The sequence below is a fragment of the Kribbella sp. NPDC048928 genome (assembly GCF_043197975.1).
Taxonomy (GTDB): Bacteria; Actinomycetota; Actinomycetes; order Propionibacteriales; family Kribbellaceae; genus Kribbella.
This window is the reverse complement of the sequence record NZ_JBICUC010000001.1, coordinates 955751-976368: the sequence shown is the minus strand read 5'-3', so window position 1 is coordinate 976368 and position 20618 is coordinate 955751. Positions and strand designations below refer to the sequence as shown.

The 20618-nt window shown below is 69.4% G+C and carries 21 protein-coding genes; 16 read left to right on the top strand and 5 right to left on the bottom strand.

The genetic code is table 11. From position 1 onward, the window contains the following. Nucleotides 1–228 precede the first annotated feature (228 nt). Complete coding sequence (locus ACGFI6_RS04675) at nt 229–435, top strand: hypothetical protein (RefSeq protein ID WP_393115257.1); 207 nt, start codon at nt 229–231, stop codon at nt 433–435. A 52-nt stretch (nt 436–487) separates the two neighbouring features. Here ACGFI6_RS04675 and ACGFI6_RS04670 read toward each other — a convergent pair whose 3' ends face one another. After that, nucleotides 488–709: a hypothetical protein gene (locus tag ACGFI6_RS04670; RefSeq protein ID WP_393115256.1), complete on the bottom strand. Its 222-nt coding sequence runs from the start codon at nt 707–709 to the stop codon at nt 488–490. 254 nt (nt 710–963) lie between these two features. On the opposite strand from ACGFI6_RS04670, the gene ACGFI6_RS04665 reads away from it, so the two are divergent. Beyond that, the gene (locus ACGFI6_RS04665) at nt 964–1833 is read left to right on the top strand and encodes a phosphotransferase enzyme family protein (protein WP_393115255.1); all 870 of its coding nucleotides are present in this window, start codon (nt 964–966) and stop codon (nt 1831–1833) included. Here the strand turns inward: ACGFI6_RS04665 and ACGFI6_RS04660 are convergent. Then, nucleotides 1823–2575, bottom strand: coding sequence for a MerR family transcriptional regulator (locus tag ACGFI6_RS04660; RefSeq protein ID WP_393115254.1), 753 nt, complete (start codon nt 2573–2575; stop codon nt 1823–1825). The genes ACGFI6_RS04665 and ACGFI6_RS04660 overlap by 11 nt on opposite strands. Nucleotides 2576–2669: 94 nt before the next feature. Here ACGFI6_RS04660 and ACGFI6_RS04655 point away from each other — a divergent pair, with 94 nt between their 5' ends. From ACGFI6_RS04655 to ACGFI6_RS04645, 3 genes are read left to right on the top strand one after another with little or no spacing between them, the layout of a single operon-like run. Then, on the top strand, nt 2670–4493 hold the full coding sequence (locus ACGFI6_RS04655) for a hypothetical protein (protein ID WP_393115252.1): 1824 nt from the start codon (nt 2670–2672) through the stop codon (nt 4491–4493). Then, nucleotides 4490–5407 carry an alpha/beta fold hydrolase gene (locus ACGFI6_RS04650; RefSeq protein ID WP_393115251.1) on the top strand — a complete coding sequence of 306 codons (918 nt, stop codon included), beginning with the start codon at nt 4490–4492 and terminating at the stop codon, nt 5405–5407. Before ACGFI6_RS04655 ends, ACGFI6_RS04650 begins: the two co-directional genes overlap by 4 nt. Before the next feature lie 47 nt (nt 5408–5454). Then, complete coding sequence (locus tag ACGFI6_RS04645) at nt 5455–6603, top strand: CaiB/BaiF CoA transferase family protein (RefSeq protein ID WP_393115250.1); 1149 nt, start codon at nt 5455–5457, stop codon at nt 6601–6603. Between the two features lie 60 nt (nt 6604–6663). Here the strand turns inward: ACGFI6_RS04645 and ACGFI6_RS04640 are convergent, their stop codons facing one another. Genes ACGFI6_RS04640 through ACGFI6_RS04630 form a run of 3 tightly spaced genes read right to left on the bottom strand, consistent with a single transcriptional unit; the run spans nt 6664 to nt 9024 of the window. Then, nucleotides 6664–7719, bottom strand: a complete 1056-nt coding sequence (locus ACGFI6_RS04640) for a LacI family DNA-binding transcriptional regulator (protein ID WP_393115249.1) — start codon at nt 7717–7719, stop codon at nt 6664–6666. 38 nt (nt 7720–7757) lie between these two features. Beyond that, entirely contained in the window at nt 7758–8075 is a 318-nt protein-coding gene (locus tag ACGFI6_RS04635; RefSeq protein WP_393115248.1) for a hypothetical protein, read from the bottom strand. Nucleotides 8076–8079: 4 nt separating this feature from the next. Beyond that, nucleotides 8080–9024: a DUF6772 family protein gene (locus tag ACGFI6_RS04630; RefSeq protein WP_393115247.1), complete on the bottom strand. Its 945-nt coding sequence runs from the start codon at nt 9022–9024 to the stop codon at nt 8080–8082. Nucleotides 9025–9160: 136 nt separating this feature from the next. Here ACGFI6_RS04630 and ACGFI6_RS04625 point away from each other — a divergent pair, with 136 nt between their 5' ends. From ACGFI6_RS04625 to ACGFI6_RS04575, 11 genes are all read left to right on the top strand, one after another. After that, nucleotides 9161–9853, top strand: a complete 693-nt coding sequence (locus ACGFI6_RS04625; RefSeq protein WP_393115246.1) for a helix-turn-helix domain-containing protein — start codon at nt 9161–9163, stop codon at nt 9851–9853. Further along, a complete protein-coding gene (nikB, locus tag ACGFI6_RS04620; protein WP_393115245.1) occupies nt 9853–10779 on the top strand; it encodes a nickel ABC transporter permease in 927 nt (308 codons plus the stop codon). Before ACGFI6_RS04625 ends, nikB begins: the two co-directional genes overlap by 1 nt. 1 nt (nt 10780) lies before the next feature. After that, complete coding sequence (locus tag ACGFI6_RS04615) at nt 10781–11662, top strand: ABC transporter permease (RefSeq protein WP_393115244.1); 882 nt, start codon at nt 10781–10783, stop codon at nt 11660–11662. Next, on the top strand, nt 11662–12639 hold the full coding sequence (locus ACGFI6_RS04610) for an ABC transporter ATP-binding protein (RefSeq protein WP_393115243.1): 978 nt from the start codon (nt 11662–11664) through the stop codon (nt 12637–12639). The genes ACGFI6_RS04615 and ACGFI6_RS04610 overlap by 1 nt, the downstream gene beginning before the upstream one ends. Next, nucleotides 12629–13678: an ABC transporter ATP-binding protein gene (locus ACGFI6_RS04605; protein WP_393115242.1), complete on the top strand. Its 1050-nt coding sequence runs from the start codon at nt 12629–12631 to the stop codon at nt 13676–13678. The genes ACGFI6_RS04610 and ACGFI6_RS04605 overlap by 11 nt, the downstream gene beginning before the upstream one ends. Continuing rightward, nucleotides 13675–14367 (top strand): histidine phosphatase family protein, encoded by a 693-nt coding sequence (locus ACGFI6_RS04600; RefSeq protein WP_393115240.1) that lies wholly within the window; start codon nt 13675–13677, stop codon nt 14365–14367. The genes ACGFI6_RS04605 and ACGFI6_RS04600 overlap by 4 nt, the downstream gene beginning before the upstream one ends. Beyond that, nucleotides 14364–15131 carry an endonuclease/exonuclease/phosphatase family protein gene (locus ACGFI6_RS04595; RefSeq protein WP_393115239.1) on the top strand — a complete coding sequence of 256 codons (768 nt, stop codon included), beginning with the start codon at nt 14364–14366 and terminating at the stop codon, nt 15129–15131. The genes ACGFI6_RS04600 and ACGFI6_RS04595 overlap by 4 nt, the downstream gene beginning before the upstream one ends. A 10-nt stretch (nt 15132–15141) precedes the next feature. Beyond that, complete coding sequence (locus tag ACGFI6_RS04590; RefSeq protein WP_393115238.1) at nt 15142–16653, top strand: ABC transporter substrate-binding protein; 1512 nt, start codon at nt 15142–15144, stop codon at nt 16651–16653. A 175-nt stretch (nt 16654–16828) separates the two neighbouring features. After that, complete coding sequence (locus ACGFI6_RS04585; RefSeq protein WP_393115237.1) at nt 16829–18448, top strand: sugar ABC transporter ATP-binding protein; 1620 nt, start codon at nt 16829–16831, stop codon at nt 18446–18448. Next, complete coding sequence (locus ACGFI6_RS04580; protein ID WP_393115236.1) at nt 18445–19470, top strand: ABC transporter permease; 1026 nt, start codon at nt 18445–18447, stop codon at nt 19468–19470. Before ACGFI6_RS04585 ends, ACGFI6_RS04580 begins: the two co-directional genes overlap by 4 nt. Before the next feature lie 13 nt (nt 19471–19483). Further along, nucleotides 19484–20500, top strand: a complete 1017-nt coding sequence (locus ACGFI6_RS04575) for a substrate-binding domain-containing protein (protein WP_393115235.1) — start codon at nt 19484–19486, stop codon at nt 20498–20500. Nucleotides 20501–20618 lie beyond the last annotated feature (118 nt).

Here is a 20618-nt window from a genome sequence, read left to right as displayed (position 1 = left end):
GTGGGGGGGCGGGGGGGGCGGGCCCGGGGGGGGGGGGGGCGGGCGGGGGCGGGGGGGGGGGGGGCCGGGGGCGGGGGGGGGGGGGCCCCCCCGGGGGGGGGGGGGGGCCCCCCCCCCCCCCCCCGCGACTGTTCTGTTCCGGCGCCGGCAGTTGCGGCGGGCGCAGTACCCGATGCTCGCGGCGATGGTCGCATTCACCGCGGGCGGGATCGCCCTGGTGACGGCATCGTGATCGCCCAGCACCTTGGGGGAGTTCCCGAGCTGGCGATGGTCCTCGGGCCGGTCTTCCTGATCATCGCGTTCATCCGGATCGCCCGCCGCAACGAGGCGAATCTCCCCGACGACGACGAGAACGACTGGGATGCGGACGTTGGGGATCTCCCCGATCCAGCGCCCAGTCAGCTGCAACAGCCAGGCCCACAGACGAGGGCATAAGTGAGGCCCGGCAAACCCCCTGCGGTTCGCCGGGCCTCGTGTCCCCGTTGGTTCAAGCGGCCAGGGCCGGTTCGTAGTACCCGCTGAGCCGGGTCAGGTTGGTTGTGGAGACGAGCTTCGCGAGCTCGGCGCAGCCCGCGATCAGCGCGGACTCCAGCGTCGGCCACGCGTCGACGCACCAGTACGGGTCGTCGGGCTGCCGGTCGTTGTCGTCGTCGATGTCGGCGCACCAGCCGCCGGCGCGGACGTGGTGGACGTGGAGTCTGAGCTTCATGGCGGTCGGTCCTGGTGGTCGTGTCGTCAGAACGGCAGTTTGCGGCCGGACGGCGTGCGGAGGTCGAGGGTCTGGTCCTGCGTCTGGCGGCGGGTGGTGCTCGTCCGTGGCCGGCGACGGATCTGGATCTGGCGCATGCGCTTCCTCCTGCCTGGTGCCGTTCTGGTAGCTATACGCTCCCGCATGAGGGGCGGTTCACACATGCGGAGGATTACCTATCTCGCCCCTGACCTTCACTAGGGGAAGATGCCGGGGTGGACACCCTGCTGCGGCGCTGGGGGCTTCAGGGGTACGACGTACGCCCGCTGACCACCGGCACCAACAACACCGGCTACTACGTGGGCGACGAGTTCGTGCTACGGATTCACCGCAACGCGATCGCGCCGACGTACGAGCATGCGGTCCTCGGGGCGCTGACCGGGTTGTCGTTCGCCGTTCCGGTGCCCGTGCCGACCGGCGGAGAAACCGCGATCCGCGGCGAGTTGTACGGGAAGCCGGTGCTCGCCAGTCTGAGCCGGCGGATCCCCGGAGAGCACCCGGTCCGGGGTGATGACGTACGGGCGGAGGCGTGCGGCCGCGCCCTGGCCGAGCTGGACCACGCGCTTGCGCGGCTGGATCCGGCCGACCTGCCCACGTCGCGCATCTGGGACGGCGACCTGACCAGCGTCCACCCACGGGTGCCGAGCCTCGACGCGGTGATCAACGGTGTACCGCGGCGTGACGAGGTGGCCCGCATCTTCAACCGCATCCGCCGGCGGCCGGACCTGCCGCAGCAGATCATTCACGGCGACTTCGCGCTGACCAACGTGCTGATGTCCGGCGACCGCGTCACCGCGATCCTGGATTTCGAGACGGCCGGGACCGGCTACCGGGCGATGGACCTCGCCGTCGGCCGGTACTTCTTCGGCGTGCCGGGGCGTCCGAGTACGGCGTTCCAGCGTGGGTACGTCGACGCGCACCCGCTGACCGCCGTCGAGCTGGCCGCCGTACCGGAGCTCGAACTGATGCGCGAGGCAACCAGCCTCGTGCACTGGTACGGGCGCTACGTCGAGCGTCAGACCACCGCCGAGGACCTCGCCGACCGGGTCGAGCGGCTGCGCGCCGTCGCTACAGCTAGCCGGTAGAGGGCAGTTCCTTCGGGTTGAGGCCGAGCTCCTCGGAGGCGACGATCTCGATCTCGCGGGCCATCGCCTCCCGGAACGCGGCGACCAGGGCCTGGCCGGCCAGCGGGATGATGCCCTCCAGCGTGCGCTGGATGTTCGGCCAGCCGTCGGCCGGCATCCCGGCGTCGGTGAAGTCGCGCCAGACCGTGGAGCGGAACAGTTCGACGTACGTCTTCGCGACCGCGTCCGCCTGGGTGAACAGCTTCGGCAGCATCTCGAAGATCGCGTCCAGTGGGACGCCGAGCTTGATCACCTCGAGGCCGGTCCGGAGCAGGTCCGGGTTCGGGATCCGGAGCCGGCCGCTGTCCAGCCGCTCCGCGATGCCGAGGTCGACCAGCCGCTGGATCAACGCGGGGTCGTGCGGTACGCCGGCCCGCTCGGCCAGCCGGAACTCGTCGAGCTCCTCCGGCTCGGACGGCGTCCAGGGGTTCACCAGGGTCTCGAAGACGCCGAGCGCCATCGCGCCGTCAGGCAGTTCGCCGAGCATCCGTTCGACGGCGGCCAGCGTGTAGCCCTTGTCGAGCAGCTCGCGCACCAGCGTCAGCCGGGCGATGTGGTCGTGGCCGTAGTACCCCGTGCGGCCGACCAGCCGGGGCGGCGGGATCAGCCCGCGGCCGGCGTACGCGCGCACGTTCCGGACCGTCATGCCGACCTTGGCGGCGAGCTGATCGACGGTGAGCTCTTCGTCCGGCTTGAGTTCCACCCTTGACAGTCTTCCAGACTCCACGTTACATAGTAGATGTAACATGCTGCATGGCGCATCACCCATGTCTTGAGGCCTCTGGAGGAGACCGCCCATGGCGATCCCGTTGGCGACCACCGGTACGGCGACGTTCGACCAGATCGCGATCGTCACCGGCGTGGTCTCGCTGATGTACGTCGCACTCGCCGTGCTCCTGTGGCGCGAACGCACCGGCCGCGTGACGCTGGTGGGGAGGTTCGCGGACACCATCGGGAGACTGGACGGAGTCCCCCGATGGGCCGCGCTGACGCCGTACGTGCATGCGGTCTCGCTGCTCGCCTGCGCGTTCGGGGTCTGGTGGGACATCGCCGTGCACATCGACCGCGGCCGTGACACCGGTCCGTTCGGTACGCCGGCGCACTACCCGATCTTCTTCGGGATCCTCGGCGTGATCGTGTCCGGCGTCCTGCCGATCGCGCTCGCCGGCAAGCCGCTCCCGGCCCGCACGATCAAGCTCACCAAGGGCTGGCGGATTCCGTGTAGCGCGGCCCTGGTCACGGTCTGCGGTACGTTCGCGCTGGTCGGCTTTCCGCTGGACGACGTGTGGCACCGGCTGTTCGGCGAGGACGTGACGCTGTGGGGCCCGACGCACCTGCTGATGATCGGCGGCGTGGTGTTCTCGATCTTCGCGCGCCTGCTGGCGCAGGCCGAGGTCGAGCAGTTGGTCGGCAGCACGCGGTTCCGGCGGTTCCAGGAGTTGATCGCGGTCGGCGCGCTGCTGATCGCGTGGGACCTGTTCAGCACCGAGTTCAACTACGGCGTGCCGCAGTTCCCGCTGATCCTGCAGCCGATCCTGATCGTGTTCGGCGCGACGCTGGCGTTCACGATCCTGCGTGCCCGGCGCGGTCCAGGAACGACGTTCGTCGCGCTTGGTGTGTACCTGGTGATCCGCGGCGGGATCGCGTTCGCGGTCGCCCAGCCGCTCGGTGAGATCGTCGGGCACTTCCCGCTGCTGGTCGTCGAGGCCGTCCTGGTGGAGCTCGCAGCGTTTGCCCTCGGCAACAAGAACCGCTTCCGGCTCGGGGTCGTCGCGGGTGTGCTGATCGGGACCGTCGGCGTGGTCGCGGAGTACGCGTGGAGTCACGTGTGGATGCCGATCGCCTGGCCGTCGTCGATGCTGCCGTCCGCGATCGGGTACGGCGTGCTCGCCGGGATCGGCGCCGGTCTGGTCGGGGCGTGGCTGGCGACCCGGTACGCCGAAGTGGCCGGGGACGCGCGGGCGATCGGGATCAAGTACATCCGGCCGGTCGCGGTCCGGCGTACCCATCAGCTCGGTGCGGCGGGTCTCGTACTGGTTGCCGCGACGGTGTTCTTCTGCGTACCGCGGTCTGCGGATCCGGGCGTGTCGGGGGTCGTGTCGTTGGAGCGGGTGGCCACGGGGGCCGAGCCGACGGCGTACGTCACGATCACCCTCACGCCCGGTGATGCCGCGGACGGTGCGCGCTGGTTCGAGGCACTGGCCTGGCAGGGCGGCGGGCTCGAGTACCACCCGATGGACAAGGTTGCCAACGGCACCTACCGGTCGCGGGACGCGCTGCCGATGTACGGCAAGTGGAAGTCGATGGTGCGGCTGCATCAGGGGCAGCGGGACATGGTGGCGGCCTGGGTGTACGCGCCGGAGGACGCGGCGATCGAGAAGCCCGCGATCCAGGTGTCGAACGGGCAGCAGGTCGACTTCATCAACGAGCAGCAGGTGTTGCGCCGGGAGGAACGGACCGACGTGCCACGATGGATGTGGAACGGCGGGTACGCACTGCTCGCGGTCGTCGGGCTGCTCGAGGTGCTCGGGATCGCCTGGCTGGTAGGGCGCGGCGCTCGCGGCGGGCGGATGCGGGCGGCTCAGCTGGCCGACAATGAACGGGAACGGGAGACTGCGTGACGATCCAGTTGGAGCGTTCGGGCGTGACCACGGCTGACGGCGTCAGGCTGAACGTCGAGGTTGCGGGCTCGGCCGATGCGCCGGTGACCGTGCTGCTCGTGCATGGATGGACGTGCTCGACGCGTTCGTGGCACAACCAGGTCGAGGGCCTGCCGGAGATCCTCGGGCCGGACGCGGTCCGCGTTGTCACGTACGACCACCGCGGTCACGGGCGCTCGGGCGCGCCGCCGGCTGGGTCGACTCGGCTCGAGCAGTTGGCCGACGACCTGGTGACGGTGCTGGACGAGGTCGTCGGGGACGGGCCCGTCGTGTACGCCGGGCACTCGATGGGTGGGATGACATTGATGGCGGCCGCGGAGAGGTACCCGGAGTTGTTCGGGTCCCGGATCCGCGCGGCCGCACTCGTCAGCACCACCTCGGGCCACCTCACCGAGGGCGCACTGGGCATTCCGGCACGCTTCGACCCGACCGCAGCGCGGATCGCCCCCCGCGTCCTGAACGCGGTCGGCCGGCGAGTCGACCGCCGGGTGCCCAGGGCCGGGGTGCGGGTGGCGCGGTTGCAGGGGCCGGCGTTGCGGCGGGTGGTGTTCGGGAAGAAGGCGGATCCGGCCGAGGTCGATCTGTTCCTGGAGGACCTGGCGATCGTGCCGGGCGCCTCGTACGGCGGGTTCTTCGAGGCGATGCTCGAGCACGACCGCGGCGACGCACTGAAGGTGCTCGACCAGCTACCGGTGGAGATCATGCACGGCACTCGCGACCACCTGCTGCCCCCTCGGCACGCGAACCGGATGGCCGCCCAGTTGCCCACCGCCCGGCTCTGGATGTACCCCGGCGCCGGCCACATGCTCATGCAGGAACGCCCACGCGACGTGACCCACCGCCTGGCTTCCCTGGCGCGCAAGACGGCCGGCTGAGAGTCGCATCACGGCCCGCCGCGCCGGACTCGCCTACGCTCGACCCCGTGCAGAACCTTCTCTCGGACGTCGTCGTCGTGGACCTGACCCGCGCCTTGGCCGGGCCGCATGCGGCGATGATGCTGGGGGACCTCGGCGCGCGGGTGATCAAGGTCGAGACCCCGACCGGCGGCGACGACAGCCGCGGCTGGGGCCCTCCGTTCGTGGACGGCGAGTCGACGTACTACCTGTCCGCGAACCGGAACAAGGAATCGGTGACCGCGGACCTCAAGTCACCCGAGGGCAAGGAGTTCCTCACCAAGCTGGTCCGCAAGGCCGACGTCCTGATCGAGAACTTCCGCCCCGGCGTCCTGGACCGCCTCGGCTTCGCCACCGAGCGGCTGCACGAGCTGAACCCCGGCCTGGTGATCCTGTCGATCACCGGCTTCGGCCACGACGGGCCCGAGGGCGGCCGCGCCGGGTACGACCAGATCGCCCAGGGCGAGGGCGGCCTGATGAGTATCACCGGCGAGACCGAGCCGACGAAGGTCGGTGCGCCGATCTCCGACCTGCTCGCCGGGATGTACGGCGCGTACGGTGCGCTGGCCGCACTGCACGAGCGGTCGATCACCGGCAAGGGACGGGTCGTCCGGACCAGCCTGCTCGCGTCGGTGGTCGGCGTGCACGCGTTCCACGGGACGAAATGGACCGTCGCGCACCAGCTCCCCGAGCGGGTCGGCAACCACCACGCACAGATCGCACCGTACGGGCTCTACCGCACCCGTGACGACATCGTGCAGGTGGCCGTCGGCAGTGAGGGGCTGTGGCGGCTGTTCGCGCCGATCGTCGGGCTCGACGCGGACGACGTGCGGTTCGCGGTGAACTCCGAGCGGGTCGCGCACCGCGCCGAGCTGACCGCCGCGATCGAGGCCGCCTTCGCGGACGAGTCGGCGGACGTCTGGCTGGAACGCCTTGCGGAGCAGGGGATTCCGGCCGGCAAGGTGCGTGATTTCCAGCAGGTGTACGAGTGGGAGCAGACCCGCTCTCAGGGCCTGCTCATCGACGTACAGCACCCGACGCTCGGCACCATCCAGCTCCCCGGACCGCCGCTGCGCTTCGACGACAACCCGTACGCCGGCGCCCGCGAAACCAACCTGCCACCGCCCCGCCTCGGCGAACACAACGAGTCGGTCCGCGAGTGGCTGGAGGATGAGTAGCGCGGATCCCCACGCCATCACAATGTGTGGGCAATCGCCGCCGCAGGCGGGCCGTCGAGGCTAGCAGTCAGTTGTGATGGCCTGGCGATCCGACGTCGACGCGCGGACGACCAGCTCTGGGCGGATGAGGGTTTTGCGGGGGCGGTCGGTGCCGGTGGACTTTAGGCGCTGGAGCAGGAGGTCCACGGCGGCGGTGCCAACCTCGGCCGCGGGTAGGCGGACCGTGGTGAGCGGGGGTTGCAGGTACGCCGCGTACGGGTGGTCGCCGTACCCGGTGATCGCGACGTCGTCCGGTACGGCGAGACCTCGCTCGGCGAGCACCCGGAGCAGGCCGAGCGCGAAGTAGTCGTTGCCGGTCACGATCGCGTCCGGCAGGTCGAGCGACTGCGCGAACCGGTACGCCTCCTCGGGTTGCCAGGGCAGCGCGAGCGAGTCGTACCGGCGCGTCGGAACCGTCCGTACCAGGTCGTCCGAGACCGCGATGCCGCCGTCCGCCAGCGCCCGGCGGAAGCCGGTGATCCGGTCCGCGGTGGTCGTGATCGGCAGGTCCTCCTCGAGCAGCAGCAACCGCCGCGCGCCGCCCGCGATCAGATGGCTGGTCGCCTCGTACGACCCGCGTTCGTAGTCGACCCCGACCATGTCGCAGTCGAGCTCGGGCAGGTCACGGTTGACGAACACCAGCGGGATGCCGCTGTCCCGGACGCGCCGCCAGTGGTCCCACTCGGCCTGCACCGGGACCACAACGGCGCCGTCCACCGCGGAGCGCAGCAGTGCCTCGGTGGCGCGCTGCTCGTTCTCCACGCTCTCGTCGGTGACGAGCAGCAGCAACGAGTACCCCTGGGCGCGGACCCGGAGCTCGATACTGCTGATCAGCTGTGCGTAGAAGGGGTTCGAGGGGTTGGTGATGACCAGGCCCAGCGTCATCGCGGAGCCGAGTACGAGCGACCGGGCCAGCGTGTTCGGGACGTACCCGATCCGCGCCGCCTCGGCCTGGACGGCGGCCCGCGTACTCGCGCTGACGCTGTCCTTGTCGCCGAGCGCCCGCGACACGGTGTTCACCGACAGACCGAGCGCCGCCGCAATGTCCCGCAGCGTGGGCCGCCGAGCCTCCACCATCAGATCCTCCTCATGCCCCGTAGATCATGCCCCGTAACTTATGCCTTCACCGCCAGGTGGATGCGGACCTGCACCTCGCCGTCGACCGTTGCGCGCAGCCGCAGCCAGTGACCGAAGCCCGCGGCCGGCCAGCTGACGAGCTTGCGCGGCTCGACCACGTGCTCGAGATCGTCGAGGTCGCACCAGGTGATGCCGTCGGGTGAGATCTGGGTGACGTACGTCGCCGTACCGTCGCCGCCGACGTGTTGCACGAACCAGCGTGCCTCACCGGCCCAGGCGACCTCGTACGGCTCGGTGGCGAACTGGGTGCCGAAGGTGGTGTCGCGTTCGAGCACCGCGGTCATGGACTGTCGCATGGGCCTACCAATCAACCGAGATGAGGACGGAGTCGAGAAAGAGGAAGTTGCGTACCGAGCTGTGGGTACGGACCGAGAAGTAGAAGTTGAGCAGGTTCTCGAGCGTCTCGTAGCGTTCCTCGTACGGCGGAACGGGGACGTCACGCATGTCCATCACGCGGTCGTTGACCTGGAGTTCGACGTTGCGGCGCTTGTCGGTGTCGACCAGCCAGCGCAGGTAGTGCCAGTTCACCTTGGTCGGGACCTCGTTGTAGCAGAGCTCCTGCGGTTCGCCGAACTGTTGCCAGTCCTCCGGGTTCGGCGCGGTGAAGTCGGCGGCGTACTCCAGCTTCACCTTGCCCTCGAAGTGCTCGCGCGGCGTCGGCTCGGGCACGGTCGGGGCCATCCAGCGCCGGGTGAAGTGGTTGTCCAGGTCGGTGTTCTGGTAGCGCGCGACCGTGTGGTAGCGCAGGCCGCCGTCGCCGCACAGGTCGGTCGCGACTGTGAACGCGCCGAACTGCGCCTCGGACGGGTGCGTGTTGCCGTCCCACTGCACGTCGCCGAAGTTGTCCAGGTCGGCGCCGCCGCCGAGCGTCGCCTCGGACTTGAAGGCGAAGTACGTCTCGAGCTGGACGAGACCGCGGCCGCTCATCGTGAGCCGGCGGATCGCGACCGCCGTGTGGCCCTTGTGCGGGCGGGTCGCGAGCTTGAGCGCGTACGTGCCGCTGAGCGCACCGTGCGTACCGATGTCGAAGAAGTTGCAGGCCGACAGTTGCGGCGGCCGGAAGTCGCGCATGTGGTCGTCGACCGTGCTGAGGTCGCCACGACCGTTGTAGTTGCCGAGCAGTTCGGTCCAGCCGTGCGTACCGCTGTCGAACTCGTCGAAGGCCAGGATCCGCGGCAGCGGCGAGAACTTGGACAGCTTCGGATCGGCGGACAGCAGAGCAGCACGGACGTCGGAAGTCGTCATTGGGTGAAGTTAACGTTCACGGGAAATGACCGTCAACGGTCCGTTTCGCTCTCCGCAACGGTGGTCTATTGACACGTAAATCACACACTTCTACGGTGCATTAACGCTCCCGTTAACGTTCACGGAATGAGGCTCCATGCAGTCGCTGAGTCGTGCCCTCACCGTCCTGGCCGAGCTGAACCGCGAGGACCGCGCGTACGGCGTGACCGAGCTGGCCGGCACCGTCGGCCTGCACAAGAGCACGGTGCACCGGATCCTCGCGACGTTCTGCGCGCACGGTCTGGCCGACCGCGTCGACGACCATCGCTACACCGCCCGCGACGGTCTGGCCGCGCTCCGCCGTACGACCCCGCGCCGCGTCGCCCCGGAGCAGGGACTGGTCGAATTGGGGGACCGCCTCGGCCGCCTCGTCGTGCTCGCGAAGCCGCTGCCGAAGACCGGCGGAACGGTGCTGCAGGTCGCCGCCGTCGCCCGCGGGAGTGAACGCGGCGCGCTGTCCGTCGAGCGCGGAAGCGAGCGCGGCATGCTGTCCGTCGAGCCGGGGCACGCGGTCTCGCTGCATCGCAGTGCGCTCGGGCGCGCGTACCTCTCCGCTCTCCCTGTCGAACAGGTGACGGGCAGCCCTGATCTGCTCGACACCCTGCAGCGGATCAGGATCTCCGGCTTCGCGCACAACGCCCGGCCGGTGGCGTCGCTGCCGCGGATGGTCGCGGTGCCGGTGCGGGCCGGCGACGGGACCTGCGCGGGCGCGCTCGGCGCGGAACTGACCCAGCAGGGATCGGTCGACGAGCTCCGGCGCGTGGTCTCGGTACTGCGGAGCGGCGCCTGATGGGGGCGTACGTCGTTCGGCGGCTGTTCTTCTCGCTGTTCGTGTTGTGGGGCGCGGTCACGATCATCTTCGTCGTCCTGCGCCTCGTGCCCGGCGACCCCGCGTACATCATGCTCGGGCCGGACGCGGACCAGGCGCAGGTTGCAGCGTTGCGGGCGCAGCTCGGGCTCGACCAGTCGCTGATCCAGCAGTACGCGACGTACCTGACGAACGTCGTGCACCTGGACTTCGGCGAGTCGTTCCGGCTGAACGCGGACTCGATGAGCCTCGTACTGCAAAGGGTTCCGGCCACCATCCAGCTGGCGACTGCCGCGCTGCTGCTGTCGCTGCTGATCGGTCTGCCGCTCGGCGTGGTCGCGGCGCTGCGGGCGCACACGTGGGTGGACCGGACGATCTCGGTGTTCTCGCTGATGGGGCAGTCCACGCCGTCGTTCTGGCTGGGGATCGTGCTGATCCTGGTGTTCGCGCGCGGGCTCAAGGTGCTGCCGAGCGCCGGGTCCGGCAGCTGGGCGCATCTGGTGCTGCCGACGATCACGCTGGCGCTGCCGTTCCTGGCGATCCTGGTACGGCTGACGCGCAGCGGGCTGCTCGAGGTGGTGCACGAGGGGTACGTCCAGACCGCGCGGGCCAAGGGTCTCGGCGAGGGGATCGTGATCCTCGTGCACGCGATGCGGAACGCGCTGATCCCGATCGTGACGGTGGTCGGCCTGCAGTTCGGTGCGCTGCTCGGCGGCACCGTGATCGTCGAGACGGTGTTCGCGTGGCCTGGTGTCGGGCGGTTGCTGATCGACTCGATCGGGCGTCGCGACTACGGCGTCGTGCAGGCCTCGATCTTGCTGGTGGCAACGATCTTCGTGCTGATCAACCTGCTCGTCGATCTCGTGTACGGCTTCCTGGACCCGCGGGTCCGTCTGGCGGGTGACTGACATGACTGTCGAGCTCTCGGTGGGAACCCGGGTTGCCGCGCGGCGCCGGACCAGGGCCGGCTCGGCGCGGATCCGGTTCGGGCTGGTGGTGATCGCGGTGTACGTCGTGGCTGCCGCGATCGGGCCGTGGCTGTTCCGGTACAACCCGGTCGACACCCGGACCGCGGACCGGCTGCGGCCGCCGTTCAGCCGGCTCTCCGACGGGTCGTTCGCGATCTTCGGCACCGACCAGGTCGGGCAGGACCTGTTCGCGCAGATGTTGCAGGGGGCAAGGATCTCGATCGCGGTCGGGCTGGCGACGCTGCTGCTCGCCGGGACCATCGGCGTCACCATCGGTCTCGCGGCCGGGTACTTCGGCGGCTGGCTGGACGGCGTACTGATGCGGCTCGCGGACATCCAGCTCGCGTTTCCCTCGATCCTGCTGGCGATCTTCATCGCGGCGTTGCTCGGCCCGTCGGTGGTGAACGTCGTGATCGTGCTTGCGGTGGCGAACTGGGTGACGTTCGCGCGGGTGGCCCGCGGGCAGGCGCTGGCGACGCGGCGCCGGGAGTTCGTCGACGCTTCGCGGACGTTGGGTGCCGGGACCTGGCGGTTGATCACCCGGTGCGTGCTGCCGGCCTGCACCGCGCCCGTACTGGTGGTGGCGACGGTCGAGATCGGGCACGTGATCCTCGCCGAGGCGTCGCTGAGCTTCCTCGGTCTCGGGACGCCGGCGTCGGCGCCGAGCTGGGGCGTGACGATCGCGAACGGGCGCAACTACCTGGCGGATGCGTGGTGGATCTCGACGATCCCGGGGATCGCGCTCGCGTTCCTGGTGATCTCGCTCGGTGTGCTCGGGGACGCGCTCCGGGACCGGTACGACCCACGGCTGAGGAGTCTGTGATGCTGAGTGTCCGCGACCTTCGGGTCGAGTTCGCGACCGCGGGCGGCGTGGTCGCGGCGGTCGACGGGGCCTCGTTCGACGTCGGCGCCGGCGAGACGGTGGCGTTGCTCGGCGAGTCCGGGAGCGGGAAGAGCGTCACCGCGCAGGCGGTGCTCGGGATCGTGCCGAAGCCGGCCGGGCGGATCACCGGCGGCAGCATCACGTACGACGACCGCGATCTGCTCGCGCCGGGGGTGGCGAAAGGCCTGCGGGGGCGGGAGATCGCGATGGTCTTCCAGGATCCGTTGAGCTCGCTGAACCCGGTGTTCCGGGTCGGTACGCAGATTGCGGAGATGTTCCGCAGGCATCGTGGTGCGTCGCGGCGGGAGGCGCGGGCGGCGGCGCTGGAGCTGATGCAGCGAGTCGGGATCCCGGCGGCGTCGAAGCGGCTGGACGACTACCCGCATCAGTTCTCCGGTGGGATGCGGCAGCGGGTGATGATCGCGATGGCGCTCGCGTTGTCGCCACGGCTGCTGATCGCGGACGAGCCGACGACCGCGCTGGACGTCACGGTGCAGGCGCAGATCATGGACCTTCTCACCCGGCTGCAGGCCGAGGAGGGGATGTCGCTCGTCCTGATCACGCACGACCTCGGCGTGGTCGCCGGTGTCGCGGATCGGGTGGTGCTGATGTACGCGGGGCGTGTTGTCGAGACCGGTCCGCTCCGCGAGGTCTACGAACGCAGCGCGCACCCGTATACCACCGGACTGATGGCGAGCATTCCCGCCCTCGAAGGACCCCGCAACCGCCTGACCCCCATCCAAGGCTCCCCGCCCGACCTGCTCGCCCTCCCCACCGGCTGCCCCTTCCGCCCCCGCTGCCCGCACGCCGACGCCCTCTGCGAAGACGTCGAACCCATCCTCGAGCCCTTCCCCACCCGCCCCCTCCACCAAGCCGCCTGCCACCACCCGAAAGGAGCCCCCACCCATGCCCACTAACCCGACCCCACCCCCCAAGGGCTCCACCACCGACCCCGCGTCCCGGGAGCCGTTGTTGTCGGTGCGGGAGTTGCGTACTTCTTTCCCCTTGCGGTCGGCGGTTTTGCGGCGGGCTGTGGGGGAGATTCAGGCCGTGGCGGGGGTGTCGTTCGAGATTCCGGTGGGTGGGACGCTCGGGCTGGTGGGGGAGTCGGGGTCGGGGAAGTCGACCGTCGCCCGGACCATCATCGGGCTGGAGAAGGCCCGCTCCGGCAGCATCGTCTTCGACGGCGAGGAACTGACCTCGTTGCCCAAGGCATCCATGCGCCGAGTACGCCGGCAACTCCAGATGATCTTCCAGGACCCGTACGCCTCGCTCAACCCACGCGCAACCGTCGAGCAGATCATCGCCGAGGCCTGGCAGATCCACCCCGACGTCGTCCCCCGCAACCAGCACCGCACCGAGGTCCGCGAACTCCTCGAGCGCGTCGGCCTCAACCCCGACCACGCCCTCCGCTACCCGCACCAGTTCTCCGGTGGTCAGCGCCAGCGGATCGGCATCGCCCGCGCCCTCGCCCTCCGCCCGAAACTCGTGATCTGCGACGAGGCCGTCTCCGCGCTGGACGTCTCGGTGCAGGCGCAGGTCCTGAACCTGCTCGACGACCTACGCCGCGACCTCGGCCTGGCGTACTTGTTCATCGCCCACGACCTGTCCGTCGTACGCCACATCTCGGACCGCGTCGCGGTGATGTACCTCGGCCGGATCGTCGAGACCGCGTCCCAGGACGAGCTGTTCGAGCGACCCCTGCATCCGTACACACAGGCGCTGCTCTCCGCCGTACCGGACCCGAAGCCGTGGGACCGACCGCCGCGCGAGCAGATCATCATCGGCGGGGACGTCCCGTCGCCCGCGGATCCGCCGTCCGGCTGCGGGTTCCGCACGCGTTGCTGGAAGGCCGACGAGACCTGCGCACACGAGGTTCCCGAGCTCACGACGCGCCTCGACCTGCACCCGACCGCCTGCCATTTCGCCACCGAGCTCACCGGAGCCGCCCGATGACCGAACTCGTCCTGCTCCGCCACGGCGAATCGCTGTGGAACGCGGAGCACCGCTACCAAGGCCAGCAAGGCACCGGGCTCAGCGCGCGCGGGCGCCAGCAGGCGAAGGAAGCCGCGGACTACCTGCAATCGCTGCAGATCGACGCAGTGGTGGCGAGCGACCTCCAGCGCGTGACCGAGACACTGCAGCCGTACCTCGACACGCGCGACGACGTACCGGTACGGGTCGACCCGCGATGGCGTGAGATCGACGTCGGGACGTGGGGCGGGCGGACGTTTGCGGACGTGTACGCCGACGAGCCCGAGGTCGTCGACGCCTTCGGACGCGGTGAAGACGTAGCGCGCGGCGGCGGTGAGACGTTCGCACAACTGCGAACACGGGTGTGGGCCGCAGCTCGGGCGATCGCCTGCACAGACGTCGACCCGATCGCCTGCACAGACATCGAGCCGATCGACCCCGGCGATGGTGGGGATGCGGATGCGGGGATGCGCGCAGCCGGACGCGCACAGCGGGTGCTGGTGGTGACGCACGGCGGCCCGATTCGGGTCGCGGCGGCGTCCGCGCTCCAGCTCCCGGCAGGGGCGGAGATGTTGCTGGATCCGCCGGTCAACTGCTCGCTCACCACCCTCCGCCTCGACGGACTCTCGTCGTACAACGTGCCTACTGTGCCGATCGGGATGGACCGATGACCTTCACCTTCGTCGCAATGACCTACAACCTGTGGGCCGACTTCCACCTCGATCAGCGCCGGGACGCGATCGGCAGCCTGTTCACGATCAGGCCGCCGGACCTGCTCGCCGTACAGGAACTCCGGCCGGTCACCCGCCAGCTCCTCGACGACCTCCTGCCCGACCACGAGCGCGTCGACGGCACCGCGGGCTGGGAGACGCAGAGCAATCTGTGGTGGCGGCGCAACCTGTTCACGTACCTCGAACACGGCGCCGAGGACGTCGGCATCCTCTCGCCCGACGCGCGCCTGTTCTGGGTCCGCCTCCAGACCCCCGACGGCACCGAGTTGATCTTCAGTACGGCGCACCTCACCTGGCCCGGGCACCCGGACGAGCGAACCGACCACGTCAACCGCCGGATCGCCCAGGCGCGCGCCATCGGCGAGGCGCTCGAACGGCTGGCCGGTGACGGCGCCTGCCTGTTCACCGTCGACATCAACGACATCGGCCCACCCCAATGGGAGCTCGGCAACGCCGGGTTCCTGGACAGCTTCACCGCCCTCGGCCGGCACTCGCCGGTGACCCACCCGGTGGTGCCGACGGTCGCGACCGGCCCGATCGGAACCAAGCTGTCGCCACTCGCCTCACCACCCAAGGCGATCGACTGGATCTTCGCCCGCGGCCCGCTCGCCGCTCGATCCAGTGAGGTCGTCGAGTTCTTCCATGACGGCCGCGCCCCGTCCGACCACTACCCGGTCGTTGCTACCTACACGCATCACCCCTGAGGAGAATCCTGTGCTGAGGAAGCGATTCGTGGCCGCGCTCGCCGCTGTCACCCTGGCCGTACCGCTCGGTCTGGCCGCGTGTTCACCGGCCAGTGAGCCGAGCAGCGGCGAGCAGGTCCTGCGGTACGCGCCGGCGATGTTCCCGGTCTCGCTGGACACCTACAAGTACGCCGGCGAGGAGAGCGTGCAGACCGCGATCCAGCAGATCATGGAGCCGCTGGTCCGCGTCGACGACGGCAAGATCGTCCCGGTACTGGCAACCTCGTGGCAGAACCCGGACCCGAACACGTGGGTGTTCAAGCTCCGTACCGGCGTGAAGTTCTCCGACGGTACGCCGTTCACCGCGAAGGACGTGGTCGCGTCGTACGAACGGCACCAGAAGCTCGACGGCCCGCTGGTGCCGCTGTACTCGACGGTGACGTCGTTCGCGGCGACCGACGACCAGACCGTGACGGTGAAGACCAGTAAGCCGCTCGGTACGTTGCTGAGCTCGCTGACGCTGCTGTTCATCGGGCCGGCCGCCAAGCTCAACACCGACGGGTTCTTCAGCAAGCCGATCGGGACCGGGCCGTTCACGGTCACGGCGTTCCAGCCCGACGAGAAGCTCGAGCTTGCGGCCAATCCGACGTACTGGGACGGTGCTCCGAAGCTGAGCAAGCTCGAGTTCGTGAACATCCCTGAGGTGGCTGGGCGGATCACCGGGCTGGAGAACGGGGAGGTCGACGTACTGACGCAGATCCCGCCGGACCAGGTCGGGTCGGTGAAGGGGAGCGACGCGATCACGTACTCGACGACGCCGAGCTGGACGTACTACTTCGACTGGTTCAACTCGAACCGGAAGCCGTTCAACGACAAGCGGGTCCGGCAGGCGATGTGGCATGGGCTCAACCTGGATCGGACCGTGAAGGACCTGTTCGGTGATCTCGCGTCGGTCGCGCAGGCGCCGCTCGCCCAGGGCGTGATCGGTGCGCCGAAGCTCGCGCCGTACAGCTACGACCCGGCGAAGGCGAAGCAGTTGCTGACCGAGGCCGGGTACCCGAACGGGTTCAGTACGTCGATGCAGTGGCCGCTCGAGGGCGGGCCGAACATCCGGGCGCTGGCGCAGGCGATGATCTCGGACTGGGCGAAGATCGGCGTCACGGTCAAGCCGCTGGAGAAGGAACGGGCGCAGTGGCTCGAGGACTTCGGCAAGCTCAACTGGGACATGAACCTGCAGACCAACGTGACCGGCACCGGTGATGCCGACTACACGCTGGCCCGGCTGTACGTCTGCAGCGCCAAGCGGAACGGGTACTGCAACCCCGCGGTCGACAAGCTCCTGCTCGACGCGCGCTCATCGGTCGACCAGGCCGCCCGTCCCAAGCTGTACGAACAGGCCGGCCAGACGCTCTGGGACGACGCCGTGGGGATCTTCCCGGCCGACCTGGCCTCGAACGCCGCCGTCCGCTCCCGCGTCCAGGGCTTCGTGATGCCCCCGAGCGGCCGCCCCCTCTTCACCAAGGTGACCGTCTCGGCAAGCTGAGCCGGACCGCCACGCAGGCAGAACCCGCCGATCGCGCCCTCTGGAACGATCAAAACGCGGGTTCTGCCTGCCTGGCGGTCCACCGTCGATTGGGGTGCAGGGGGTTGACGCCCCGGACGCGCACGATTAGCGTCCGGGAAATCGATTACTCGCCCCAGGATCGCGGAGGTGTTGTGTGCCTGACCTCGTGCGGTTGAGTGGGATCGGGAAGCGGTACGGGGGCGTGCAGGCCTGTGACGGAGTGGACTTCGTGCTCGGGGCCGGGGAGGTGCATGCGCTGCTCGGCGAGAACGGTGCCGGCAAGAGCACCCTGATGAAGATCCTGTCCGGCGACGTCACCGACTACGTGGGCAGCATCGCGATCAACGGCGAGCCGGTGCACTTCAGCGGGCCGACCGACGCACAGGCCGCCGGGATCGCGATGATCCATCAGGAGCTCGACCTGGTGCCCGGCCTCCCGGTCGCGGACAACATCTTCCTCGGCCGCGAGCTGCGGACGCCGTACCGGACCGTCGACCGCCGCCGGATGGAACGCTCCGCGCGCGAACTGCTCGCCCGCAGCGGCGTCGACCTCGACCCGCGCCGCCTGGTCGGCGACCTGCGCGTCGGCGAGCAGCAACTGGTCACGATCGCGAAGGCGATCTCCCTCGACGCGCGGGTGCTGATCATGGACGAGCCGACGTCCGCGCTCACCACCTCCGAGGTCGAGCGGCTCTTCGACGTGATCCGCGAACTCCGGCAGAGCGGCGTCGGCATCGTCTACATCTCGCACCGGATGGAGGAGATCGCTCAGGTCGCTGACCGCGCGACGGTGCTCCGCAACGGGCGAATCGTGACCAGCTTCGACCCGCGCGAACTCAGTACGGCCGAGGTCGTCGAGGCGATGGTCGGCCGCCCGGTGCAGACCATGTTCACGACACCCGACTCCGCCACCGGCGACGAGCTGCTGCGCGTCGAGAACCTGCGTCTCAAGCCCCGCCGCCCACGCGCCGGCCGCCGCGACCCGGACAGCATCTCGCTGACCGTCCGCGCCGGCGAGATCGTCGGCCTCGCCGGACTCCTCGGCGCCGGCCGCACCGAACTCCTCGAGACCCTGTACGGCGTCGCGCCCGGCGGTACGCTCAGCGGCCGGATCCTCCTGCAGAACAAGCCGATCCGGCCCCGCGGACCCCGTCAGGCGCTTGCCCAGGGCATCGGATTCGTCCCGGAGGACCGGCGCGCTTCGGGGCTCGTACTGTTCCACTCGATCCTCGCGAACTCGGTTTTATCCAGCCTGCCGGCGTACGGCCGGCTCGGGGTGGTCGCGCGCCGGATGGAGCGGACCGCGTCGCTGTCGATGGCCGAGCGGTTGCGGCTCAAGTTCGGCCGGCTGCAGGACGAGGTGGGCTCGCTGTCGGGCGGGAACCAGCAGAAGGTCGTGTTCGGCCGGATGCTGCTCACCGAACCCCGGCTGCTGCTGCTCGACGAGCCGACGCGCGGCGTCGACGTCGGTGCGAAGGCCGAGATCTACCGGCTGCTCGGCGAGCTCGCGGCGCAGGGTCTCGGGGTGTTGCTCGCGTCGTCCGAACTGCCCGAGCTGGTGGGGGTCTGCGACCGCGTCGTCGTTCTGCGGGACGGCCGGGACGTGGCGTCGTTCAGTACCGCGGACTCGGGCGAAGGTGACCTGCTCGCCGCCGCGATGGGGCACGGCGCAGTCTTCGACGAGGTCTTCGACAGCACCGGACCCGACAGCACCGAACCCGCCAGCACGGCACTCGACAGCACGGGACTTGACGGCAGTGGAGGAGCGCAATGACCGGCGTACAGGACCGGCCCGTGGTGGCCGCGCCCACCGAGCAGCGCAGCCTGGCGGCGACGCTGTTCCGGTTCCAGAGTGTCTTCGGCCTGGTCGCGGTCGTGATCGCGGCGATCATCGTGTCGCCGCGGAAGAACGGCCAGATCCTGTTCATCAGCGCGGACAACCTGGCGAACGTGGTGCGAGCGGTGTCCGAGATCGGGATCATCGCGGTCGGGATGACGTTCGTGATCCTGATCGGCGGCATCGACCTGTCGGTCGGCTCGGTGCTCGGCCTGGCGGCGGTCGGATCCGCCGTCCTGATGGTCGAGGACAACTGGGGCTTCGTGCCGTCGGTGCTGCTGGTCCTGCTGATCGGGCTGGTGTTCGGCGCGCTGCAGGGCGCCGCGACCGCGATGATCGGGATCCAGTCGTTCATCGTCACGCTCGGCGGGCTGCAGATCGCCCGCGGGCTGGCGCGAAAATGGTCCGACGGGCAGGGCATCGCGATCGCGTACGGCGACGGGAAGAACGAGGCGCCCGCATCGTTCGCGCTGCTCGGCGAACGCACCTTCGGCGGTACGGTGCCGATCCCGGTACTGATCTTCGCGGTGGTTGCGATCGCCGCCGTGGTGTTCCTCCGGGTCAGCGCGTTCTCCCGGCACCTGTACGCGGTCGGCGGCAACGAGAAGGCCGCGCGGCTGTCCGGCGTACCGGTCGTCCGCGTGAAGATCGCGGTGTTCGCGATCTGTGGGCTGCTCGCCTCGCTGGCCGGGATCGTGCACGCCGTGCAGCTCAACCAGGGCAGCCCGAACGACGGCACCGGCTACGAACTCGACGCGATCGCGGCCGTGGTGATCGGCGGCACCAGCCTGTCCGGCGGCCGCGGCTCGGTGGCCGGCACCGTGGCCGGCGCACTGCTGCTCGGTGCCCTGAACAACATCCTCGCCCTGAAGAACGTCGACCCCAACATCCAGCTCCTGATCAAGGGACTGGTGATCGTTGCCGCGGCCACGCTGCAGCGGCTCCGCCCCACCTCGTAAGGAAGGCTCCGTCATGCGCTCAGTGAGAATCCCCTTGGCCGCCGCGGCTTCGCTCGGGTTGGCTGCATCGGCTCTGGCCGGCTGCGGGACGACCAGCGACCGGACTTCCGGTGGCGCGTCCCCCGGGTCGTCGAAGTCGTGCAAGGGCAAGGACGGCAAGTACACGATCGGGATGAGCCAGGCGAACGTGGCCGAACCGTACCGGCAGCGGATGGACGACGACATCAAGGCGGCCGCGAAGGAGGTGCCGCAGTTCGACGTGAAGTTCGCGGACGCGGCGCAGGACAACTCCAAGCAGGTCGCGGATGTGGAGAACTACATCACCCAGCAGATCGACCTGCTGATCATCAGCCCGAACGAGGCGAAGCCACTGACCGCGGTGGTGAAGAAGGCGTTCGACAAGGGCATCCCGGTGATCGTGCTGGACCGGAAGGTCGAGGGTGACGCGTACACCGGGTTCATCGGCGGCGACAATGTGCAGATCGGGCGCGAGGCCGGGAAGTACATCGCGGAGAAGCTGCTGCCGCAGGGCGGAAATGTGGTCGAGCTGAAGGGGCTGGCGGGTGCGACTCCGCAGGCCGAGCGGCACGAGGGGTTCGTCGAGGGGATCAAGGGCAACCCCAAGGTGAAGGTGATCGCGACCGCGAGCGGTGACTGGCTGCGGGAGAAGGGGCAGTCGCAGATGGACGCGCTGCTGAAGGCGAACCCGAAGATCGACGTGGTGTTCTCGCACAACGACCCGATGGCCGAGGGTGCGTACCTGGCGGCGAAGGCGGTCGGCCGGGAGAAGGAGATGAAGTTCACCGGCATCGACGCGCTGCCGATCCCGTCCGGTGGGATCAAGGCGGTCGAGCAGGGGCGGCTGTCCGCGACCTTCACCTACCCGACCAACGGCAAGGAAGCGATCGCCGCCGCCAAGAAGATCCTGATCGACTGCGGCACCATCGAGAAGACCCAGACCCTGCAGACCCGCCTGATAGACCCCACCAACGCCGCCAAGATCTACGCCGAAGAAAACCCCGGCAGCTGACACCCGCCCGCATTCCTCCGAGCTGCCGTTTGAGGGGTGAACCTCGCAAACGGTCCGTTCATCTCTCGCCTGCAGTGGGTGAACGGGTCACTTGCGAGGTGAACCTCTCAAACGGGGC